Annotated in this window: 11 protein-coding genes; 1 reads left to right on the forward strand and 10 read right to left on the reverse strand. The window is 70.2% G+C overall.

All coding sequences use genetic code 11. From position 1 onward, the window contains the following. Together KBA23_RS14245 and KBA23_RS14250 are read right to left on the reverse strand one after the other, a co-directional pair. Positions 1 to 590: FHIPEP family type III secretion protein (locus KBA23_RS14245; RefSeq protein ID WP_290742096.1), on the reverse strand; the 590-nt coding region annotated here is incomplete at its 3' end. Continuing rightward, the gene (locus KBA23_RS14250) at positions 590 to 1,384 is read right to left on the reverse strand and encodes a transglycosylase SLT domain-containing protein (protein WP_290742099.1); all 795 of its coding nucleotides are present in this window, start codon (positions 1,382 to 1,384) and stop codon (positions 590 to 592) included. The genes KBA23_RS14245 and KBA23_RS14250, both read right to left, overlap by 1 nt. Positions 1,385 to 1,626: 242 nt before the next feature. On the opposite strand from KBA23_RS14250, the gene KBA23_RS14255 reads away from it, so the two are divergent. Then, complete coding sequence (locus KBA23_RS14255; RefSeq protein ID WP_290742102.1) at positions 1,627 to 1,869, forward strand: hypothetical protein; 243 nt, start codon at positions 1,627 to 1,629, stop codon at positions 1,867 to 1,869. A 486-nt stretch (positions 1,870 to 2,355) separates the two neighbouring features. Here KBA23_RS14255 and KBA23_RS14260 read toward each other — a convergent pair whose 3' ends face one another. The 8 genes from KBA23_RS14260 to KBA23_RS14295 all read right to left on the reverse strand — a co-directional run. Then, the gene (locus tag KBA23_RS14260) at positions 2,356 to 4,533 is read right to left on the reverse strand and encodes a 3-hydroxyacyl-CoA dehydrogenase NAD-binding domain-containing protein (protein ID WP_290742125.1); all 2,178 of its coding nucleotides are present in this window, start codon (positions 4,531 to 4,533) and stop codon (positions 2,356 to 2,358) included. Positions 4,534 to 4,574: 41 nt separating this feature from the next. Next, complete coding sequence (locus KBA23_RS14265; RefSeq protein ID WP_290742105.1) at positions 4,575 to 5,036, reverse strand: cupin domain-containing protein; 462 nt, start codon at positions 5,034 to 5,036, stop codon at positions 4,575 to 4,577. Further along, entirely contained in the window at positions 5,036 to 5,500 is a 465-nt protein-coding gene (locus KBA23_RS14270) for a cupin domain-containing protein (protein ID WP_290742107.1), read from the reverse strand. The genes KBA23_RS14265 and KBA23_RS14270 overlap by 1 nt, the downstream gene beginning before the upstream one ends. Before the next feature lie 25 nt (positions 5,501 to 5,525). After that, complete coding sequence (locus KBA23_RS14275) at positions 5,526 to 5,810, reverse strand: pentapeptide repeat-containing protein (RefSeq protein ID WP_290742110.1); 285 nt, start codon at positions 5,808 to 5,810, stop codon at positions 5,526 to 5,528. Then, entirely contained in the window at positions 5,810 to 6,208 is a 399-nt protein-coding gene (locus tag KBA23_RS14280) for a hypothetical protein (protein WP_290742112.1), read from the reverse strand. Before KBA23_RS14280 ends, KBA23_RS14275 begins: the two co-directional genes overlap by 1 nt. A 4-nt stretch (positions 6,209 to 6,212) precedes the next feature. Then, entirely contained in the window at positions 6,213 to 7,424 is a 1,212-nt protein-coding gene (locus KBA23_RS14285) for an acetyl-CoA C-acetyltransferase (protein ID WP_290742115.1), read from the reverse strand. Between the two features lie 100 nt (positions 7,425 to 7,524). Beyond that, positions 7,525 to 8,169 carry a glutathione S-transferase family protein gene (locus KBA23_RS14290; protein WP_290742119.1) on the reverse strand — a complete coding sequence of 215 codons (645 nt, stop codon included), beginning with the start codon at positions 8,167 to 8,169 and terminating at the stop codon, positions 7,525 to 7,527. A gap of 75 nt (positions 8,170 to 8,244) precedes the next feature. Further along, on the reverse strand, positions 8,245 to 8,712 hold a 468-nt coding region (locus KBA23_RS14295), incomplete at its 5' end, for an acyl-CoA dehydrogenase C-terminal domain-containing protein (protein ID WP_290742122.1).

Here is an 8,712-nt window from a genome sequence, read left to right on the forward strand (position 1 = left end):
CCGTCGAGCGAGCCGAAGAAGGTCGTCTCCTCCTGCTCGATCCGCCGCCGCTCGCGCGCCTGCTCGTGGCTGATGGCGCCGGCGGCCATGTCGGCATCGATGGCGAGCTGCTTGCCCGGCATCCCGTCGAGCGCGAACCGGGCGCCGACCTCGGCCATGCGGCCCGCGCCCTTGGTGATGACGATGAAGTTGACGATCAGCAGCACGATGAAGATCACCAGCCCCATCGCCACCGAGCCGCCCATGATGAACATGGCGAAGCCCTCGATCACGTGCCCCGCCGCCGCCGTCCCCTCGTGACCGTGCCCGATGATGAGCTTGGTCGAGCTGACGTTGAGCGACAGCCGCAGCATCAGGCTGGCGAGCAGGATCGTCGGGAAGGACGAGAAATCGAGCGGCCGGTTGATGAAGAGCGTGATGGTGAAGATCAGGATGGCGATGGCGAACGACGCCGCCAGCCCGAGGTCGAGCACGAAGGCCGGCATCGGCAGGACCATCATCACGATGACCGCCATCAGCGCCAGCGCCAGCAGCACCGTGGGTTGCCAGAGCGCGCTCGCCTCGAAGCGCGGCGCCGCCCTTGCCGCCATCAGAACAGGCTCCCCGCCGCCGCGGTGAGGAGCGGCGCGCCCTGTCCGAGCATCGGCGCGGCCTGCATGAGCAGCCCCGGACCGGGCGCGATCGTCGCCACCCCGGCGAGGCTGCCCATCACCGGCTCCGGCGGCGGGCCGGTGCGGATGCGCGCCGCCGTCGCGACGCGCTCGGCGCGCCGGCGCGACGAGCGCGTGCTCTCGCCCTGCGCCGCGCCGGCCATCAGCGTCTCGTCCGCGGTTAGCGCCGCCGGATCGAGCCCTGCGAGCAGCCTGTCGAACCGCGCACGGTAGATCGCCGCCTTGTCCTCGGTGAGCGAGTGGTACGCCCCCGCCGCCGCCGACCAGTCGCCCCGCTCCTCGTAGAGCGTGCGCAGGAATTGCGCGGCATAGGTCGCGGTCCATTCCGGGTCGAACATGTCGTCGAGGCTCGGGAAGGCGTGGCCGTGCCAGCGAAAGTTGATCTGCACGCAGCCGACGTCGAAGGACTTGCGCCCCTCCGCAAGGCTGGCCTCGGCAAAGGCGAGCGCCTCCTCGCGCGTCTCGAACCAGTGCCCCTGGCCCTCGCGGTTGATCGCCCAGGGGTACGGCCGGATCCGCCCGCCCGACTTGCGCCCCGTCTCGGTCAGCGCCACGGCATAGAGCACCTCCGGCGGCACCCCGCCCCGCCGGGCGCCGTTCACGATCGCCTGTTCGCACAGCGCCGCGTCATGGTCGGGCGCGGGGATCTCCTCCGGGCGCGCGCCCACGGGCCACAACGCCGCGATGAGCGCGAGCGCGAGCGAGCGAAGCATGAGCCGGGATTCTCCTCGAGCCTGTCCGCCCGAGGACTAGTCCCGCGAGGGTTACCGACCCGTTACCGCCGCGCCGTCGTCCGGCGCGAAGAGCCGGCCCCGCCGGCCACGATCGATGCGGGCGGCCCGGCGGCCGCGGGCGACTGCGACACGATTAACCCACTGATTGCCGAAAGATTGAAGGAACTCCGGCGCAAGCGCATTCTGTGATATGGTTGGGGCAGGCGGTAGCGGGTGTACCGATGAGACAGCAGCTCAAGGAGCGAGTGGACTACGGACGCGCCGTGCGTGAGCGTGCGTCGTGCCTGATGGAGGCGCATGGCCCCGGCGCACTGGCCGTGCTTCACGACGCGGTCGAGCAGGCCGGCCTGCCGATCGGGGAGCGGCTGTTTCTCGAGGCGGTCGCCGAGCGCCTGGCCCGCCTTGCCCGGGCGCCGCAGATCCCCCGCCTCGGCGCCCGCCGCTCGCGGCCCCACGCCGCCTGATACCAGCTCCGGTTGATCGGTTCGGTCGATGCGTTGCGGAGACCTCGCCGATATCCCCGCCGATTTCGACCGTTGGCGAAATCGGCACGCGACTGCCCTGTCGGGGCAGGCGCGTTCCGCGCCAGCCAGGGCAGTCGCGCGCCGATGCGAACCTTAGGGATAGCGGCTGGCCCCTCGGCCCGCGCTTGCGGCGCGGGCCGACCGGATCGCGCGGGCGCCACTGGCGCCCGACAAGTGCGATCCGGGGAAGAATCGGATGGGCGCAGCCGGGGGGCTGCGGGGCGCAGGCCTGCCGAAGGGATCAGCCGGAGACGGTATGATTGATACGGCCTCCGCCTGAATGCCTCGCGCCTGCATTAACGATTCAATTCTGACTCTTTTCCTTGGCATATGCGTTGTGCATACGTCGTGCATGGAGCGTGCATCGAAGGGTCCGCCGTAAACCTTTGACGCCGAAGGCTCCAGACGGAAACCGCCGGACCTCGATCAGGCGGCCACGGCCGCCCGGCCGTAGAAGCTCCCGCCCGTCGCCGCCATGTCGCGCAGGAGCCGGGGCGGCTCGAACCGGGGCCCGTGCCGCGCCGCCAGACCCTCGCAGATCTCCACCGCGCGCCCCGCCCCGAGGATGTCGAGCCAGCCGAACGGCCCGCCCGTCCACGGCATGAACCCCCAGCCGAGTATGGCGCCGACGTCGCCTTCGCGAATGTCGGTCAGCACGCCTTCCTCGAGCGCGCGCACGGCCTCCAGCGCCTGGATCATGCCGAGCCGCAGCCGCACCTCGCCGACGTCGGGCTGCTCGGCAGCGGCCGGCCAGCGCCGGCGCAGCTCCGGCCACAGCCCCTGCCGCTTGCCCTTCTCGTCGTAGACGTAGAAGCCGGCGCTGGCCTTGCGCCCCAGCCGCCCCGCGTCGGCCAGCGCGAAGACGACGTCGTCCACCGCGCCGTCGGGATAGGCGTCGCCCATCGCCGCGCGCGTCGCCTTGGCGATCCTCACGCCGAGGTCGATCGAGGTCTCGTCAACGAGTTGCAGCGGCCCGAGCGGCATGCCGAGGCTCTTGGCCGCGTTCTCGATCAGCGCCGGCTCCACGCCCTCCCCGACCATCCGCACCCCCTCGTTGATGTAGGGGATGATGCAGCGGTTGGCGTAGAAGAACCGGGCGTCGTTGACGACGATCGGCGTCTTGCGGATCTGGCGCACGAAATCGAGCGCCTTGGCGACGGCCCGGTCCCCGGTTTCGCGCCCGCGGATGATCTCCACCAGGTTCATCCTGTGCACCGGCGAGAAGAAGTGGATGCCGATGAAGTCCGCCGGGTCGCGCGACGCCTTGGCAAGCTCGGTGATCGGCAGCGTCGACGTGTTTGTGGCGAAGATCGCCCCCTTCTCCAGCACCGCCTCGGCCTTGCGCGTCGTCTCCGCCTTGACGCCCGGATCCTCGAACACCGCCTCGACCACGAGATCGCAACCCGCGAGCGCCGCGAAGTCGGCCGTCGCCGTGACCCGGGCGAGCGTCTCCGCCGCCTGCGCCTCGCTCCGCCGCCTGCGCTTCACGGCGTCGGCCAGCAGTCCCTCGACCGTCGCCTTGCCCCTGTCCGCGGCCGCCTGGTCGCGGTCGATCAGCACGACCTCGATCGCCGCCTCGGCCGCGACGTAGGCGATGCCCGAGCCCATCATACCCGCGCCGATCACCCCGAGCCGGCGGACCTTCTGGTCCTCGACCTTCGGCCGGTTCGCCCCCTTCTCCAGCGCCTGCTTGCTCAGGAACAGCGACCGGATCATCGCGCCCGACGACGGGTTCGTCATCACGCTCGTGAACCACCGCGCCTCGATCCTGAGCGCCGTATCGAAGGGAACGAGCGCGCCCTCGTAGATCGCCGACAGCATCGCCCGCGCCGCCGGATACACCCCTTGCGTCTTGCCATGCACCATCGCCGAGGCCCCGACGAAGGTCATGAACCCGCCGGCCGAATAGGGCGCGCCGCCGGGGAACCTGTAGCCCTTGGCGTCCCAGGGCTTCACGATCTCCTCCGGCTTCGCCGCCAGCACCCAGGCCTTCGCGGCCGCGAGCAGTTCCCCGGGCGCCACGACCTCGTCGACCAGCCCCGCCGCCTTCGCCGCTTTGGGGTCCAGCATCCTGCCCTCGAGCAGCACCGGCGCCGCCGCCATCACGCCGAGCATCCGCGTCAGCCGCGTCGTGCCGCCCGCGCCCGGGAAGATGCCGACGAGGATCTCCGGCAAGCCTACCTTCGCCTTGGGCTGGTCGGCGACGAAGCGGCGGTGACAGGCGAGCCCGATCTCCGTCCCGATCCCCGCCGAGAGCCCGGGCGAGGCCCAGGCCACCGGCTTGCCGCCCTTGAGCGTCTTGGGGTCCATGCCCGCCCGCTCGATCCGGCGCAGCAAGCCGTGGATCGCCATCACGCCCTCGAAGACGCCCTTTGCCGGATCCGGCCCCGCCGCCTCCTTCATCCGGGCGATCATCCCGAGATCCATGCCGCCCGCAAAGTCCGCCTTGGCCGACGTCACCACGATCCCCTTCACCGCCGCGTCCCCGAGCGCCCGGTCGACGCAGGCGCCGAGCTCGGCGATGCCCGCCTCGGTCAGCACGTTCATCGACCGCCCCGGCAGGTCCCATGAGATCGTGGCGACGCCGTCGGCGTCCACGCTCATGGCAAATGATTCGCTCACTTCCGGACCTCCCCGCACAATGCTCAACGCTCTCCGATGAGCGAGCCGTCGGCCCGCTCGTAGCGCCGCCGCGCGCCGTCGCGCGTCGTCACCAGGTCGTCGTCGGGATAGCTCACCACGTCGTGGGCCGCCCGCGTGCCCGCCACCAGGTAGACCGCCGGCCGGTCCGAGCGGTTCTCCAGACGGTGCCCGACCGGATCGCCCGCCCGCCAGGCGGCCGCGTCCCCGGCCCGCAGCGCCGTCTCGCCGTCCTCGACCAGCACCACCTCGCCCTCGAGCACGTAGATCATCTCGTCCTCGTGCGAATGCCAGTGCCGCAGGCTCGACTGCGCGCCCGGATAGAGCCGCTCCAGATGCACCCCGAACTGCGTCAGGCCCGCCGCGTCCCCGATCGCCCGGTGCGCATAGGGCGCGAGCCGCGCCCCGATCGCCGGATGCACGTATTCCGGCTCCTCCACCCAGTCGCCGATCGTCACCTTGGGCATCATTCCTCCAGGGGCGAGCCGTCCCGCCGCGTGAACACCGACCGGCCGTCGACCATCGCGAGCTTCAGGTCGTGGTCGGAGTAGTGCGCCACCTCGTCCCGCGCCTTCGACCCCACGACGAGAAAGCTCGCCGCCTCCGCCGTCCGATTCTGGAAGTGATGCCCGTCCGGCTCGCCCGCCCGGAACGCCGCGCAGTCGCCCGGCCGCATGACCGTCTCGCCGCCGTCCTGCACCAGCACCAGTTCGCCCGAGACCACCCAGACGAACTCATCCTCCTTCTCGTGCCAGTGCCGCAGCGACGAGACCGCCCCCGACTCGAGCATCACCAGGTTCGCGCCGAACTGCGTCAGGCCGCCCGCCTCGCCGAGACGGAGCGACGAGCGCCCCCGCATCATCGCGGCCCAGGGCTCGGGATAGATCGACCCCGTCTTGACCGGCGCCGTCGCCTTGTCGATCAGGCCCATGCGCGCCAGCCCCACGGAAGGTCGATCACGATCTGGGCTCGTCCTGCGGCAGAACCGTCCGTTCGTCAGTGATCGCCGCGCGCAGCTGCGCTGCGGTGATCCGGGCACCTGTCAGGTCCGCGCCGCGAAGGATGGTCTCGTCGAGGATAGCGTCGGTGAAATCCGCGTATCGCGCCGAAGCGTTGGTCAGGTCGGCCTTCGTCAGATCCGCTCCCCTGAGGTCGGCGTGGTCGAGCGTCGTTCGCCGGATGAAAGCGCGACGTAGGTTGAGCGGCTCAGGGCCCGGATCGATGGGACGCAGTCGGTTCATTATCTATCCTTCCGATCGTCGCCTGCCCGAGGCAGGATCAGGGTCATGATAGCACGAACGTCCGCGGGCGGCTCCTCGTCGGCGTAGTTCACCGTCGCGAGATAGCTCGTCAGAAGGTCGATCGTCGGGCGCGACAGATCGGGATAGGCCTCCACGATTTCTCGCATGGTGTAGATAGCCCCGAGCCGGACATGCAGCTTCTCATCGTCGAGCTTGCCAATCGCCTGGCCGAAGATGTCGGCGACGTGCTCGCGGCGCGCCTGCGCGACCTGATCCCGCTGGGCCCGGGACTGTCGATCCGCAGCGATGGCACGCCAGATCGCGATCCCGATGCCGACAGCTCCCGCCGCGACGATTCCGTAGTTGCGGACGATCTCGCTCCATTCATACGGCGTCACCCAATCACACCCGCTCGATCACCGTCGCCGCGCCCATGCCGCTCGCCACGCAGAGCGTCGCGAGCCCGACGCCCTTGCCCGTCCGCTCCAGTTCGTCGAGCAGCGTCCCGATCAGGATCGCCCCCGTCGCCCCCAGGGGGTGCCCCATGGCGATGGCGCCGCCGTTGACGTTCACCCGATCCGCATCGACGCCGAAGGCCTGCATGAAGCGCAGCACCACCGACGAAAACGCCTCGTTCACCTCGAAGACGTCGACGTCGCCGATCCCCATGCCGGCCGCGGCCAGCGCCCGCTCGGTCGCCGGAACCGGCCCGGTCAGCATGATCGTCGGATCGGTCCCGACCCGCGCCGTCGCCCGCACCCGCGCCCGCGGCTTCAGCCCGTGCGCCTCGCCGAACGCCTTCGAGCCGATCAGCACCGCCGCGGCGCCGTCGACGATCCCGCTCGAATTGCCGGCGTGGTGGACGTGCTCGATCCGCTCCAGATGCGGATACTTCAGCAGCGCCACCGCGTCGAAGCCGGGCATGGTCTCGCCGATGTCCTTGAAGGCGGGCTTGAGCGCGCCGAGCGACTGCATGTCGGTCTCGGGCCGCATGTGCTCGTCGCGGTCGAGGATGCGCAGGCCGTTCACGTCGTCGACCGGGATCACCGAGCGCGCGAAGCGCCCTTCCGCCCAGGCCCGCGCCGCGCGTTTCTGGCTCTCGACCGCGAGAAGGTCGCAATCGTCGCGGGAGAAGCCGAACTCGGTGGCGATGATGTCGGCCGAGATCCCCTGCGGCACGAAATAGCTGCGAAAGGCGAGCGACGGATCGACGGCGATCGCCGCGCCGTCCGAGCCCATCGCCACCCGGCTCATCATCTCCACCCCGCCGGCGATGTAGCCCGCGCCCACGCCCGCGCGCACCTGGTTCGCCGCGAGGTTCACCGCCTCGAGCCCCGAGGCGCAGAACCGGTTGATCGAGAGCCCCGGCACCCCCTCGCCGACGCCGCTCGCCAGCACGGCGGAGCGCGCGAGGCAGCCGCCCTGCTCGCCGATCTGGGTGACGTTGCCCCAGATCACGTCCTCGACGGCGTTCCCGGGCAGCCCGCTGCGCGCCTTGACCGCATCGAGCGTGACCGCGGAGAGCCGCAGCGACGTCACCTCGTGCAGGCTCCCGTCGGGGCGCCCCTTGCCGCGCGGCGTGCGGACGGCGTCGTAGATATAGGCCTCGGTCACGGACCCCTCCCTTGTCAGGCCCTGGCGATCCCGCGCTGGACCGCCCGGACCCGGGCGACGCAGACGATCGCGAGGAAATCGATCGGCGACTTGCCCGCCACTAGGCCGCCGCCCCGGGCAGCGGATACCCCGGCAACATCTCGTAGGGATGCTTCCAGCCCGGCAGCGCCGCAATGGCAGCGCGCCAGCGCACGATGTTCGGATGCGCCGCCTCGTCGAAGCCGAGCTCGTCGCCGAAATAGAGATAGCCGACGCAGGACAGATCCGCCGTCGAGGGTCGGTCGCCGACGATCCATTCCCGCCCCTCCAGATGGCTCTCCAGCACCTTCAGCGCCGTCTTCGCCCGCCCGTCCAGCCAGGCGATCACCGCCGCGTCGCGCTTCTCCTCGGGGACGAAGTTGGTCAGGAAGCGATGGGACGCGATATAGGAGGTGAGCTTGTGGTTGTCCCACAGCGTCCAGCGCAACACCTCGAGCCGGTCCGCCTCCGACTGAGGCGCGAAGGCGCGAAAGCGCCGGCCCAGATAGTCCAGAATCACCCCGGACTGGCTCAGCCGCGTCTCGCCGTGCTCCAGCACCGGAGCCTCGCCCATCTCGTTGATCGCGCGGTACTCCGGCGTCCGCGAGCCTCCGTTGAAGAAGTCGACGAAGACCGGCTCCCAGTCCGCGCCGTTCAGGCTCAGCATCAGCGCCGCCTTGTAGCTGTTGCCCGACTGGGCGAAGCCGTAGAGCCGATATTCGCTCATTCCCATCCCCGTGCGACGTTAACTCTTTTCACGTGCCTTTTCAGTTAGTTGATCAGACTACCACTGTGTTACGCCTCAGAACGCCTCCACCGGCAGCGCCATGACCGGCTCGGCGCCGGACTGGATCCGGGCAAGCCGCAGCCCCGTCTCCGGCAGGAGACGCGCCATGTAGTAGCGCGCCGTGACGAGCTTGGCGCGGGCGAAATCGTCGTCCCGCCCGAGCGCCGCCCTCGCCATGCGCGCCCACATCAGCCCGAGGCAGACATGCCCGAACAGGTGCAGGAAGTCCGTCGATCCCGCCAGCGCCTCGTTCGGGTCCTTCATGCCCTTCTGCATGAAGAAGGTCGCCGCCGCCTGCAGGTCCTTCGACGCCGCCTTCAGCGGGTCGAGGAACTCGCCCATCGCCGCATCCCCTGCGTTCTCCCGGATGAACCCCTTCACGATCTCGAAGAACGCCATCACATGGCTGCCGCTGTCGGCCCCGAGCATGCGACCCACGGGGTCGAGCGCCTGTACCCCGTTCGCGCCCTCGTAGATCATGGC

It is taken from the genome of Amaricoccus sp. (assembly GCF_017995835.1).
Classification (GTDB): Bacteria; Pseudomonadota; Alphaproteobacteria; order Rhodobacterales; family Rhodobacteraceae; genus Amaricoccus.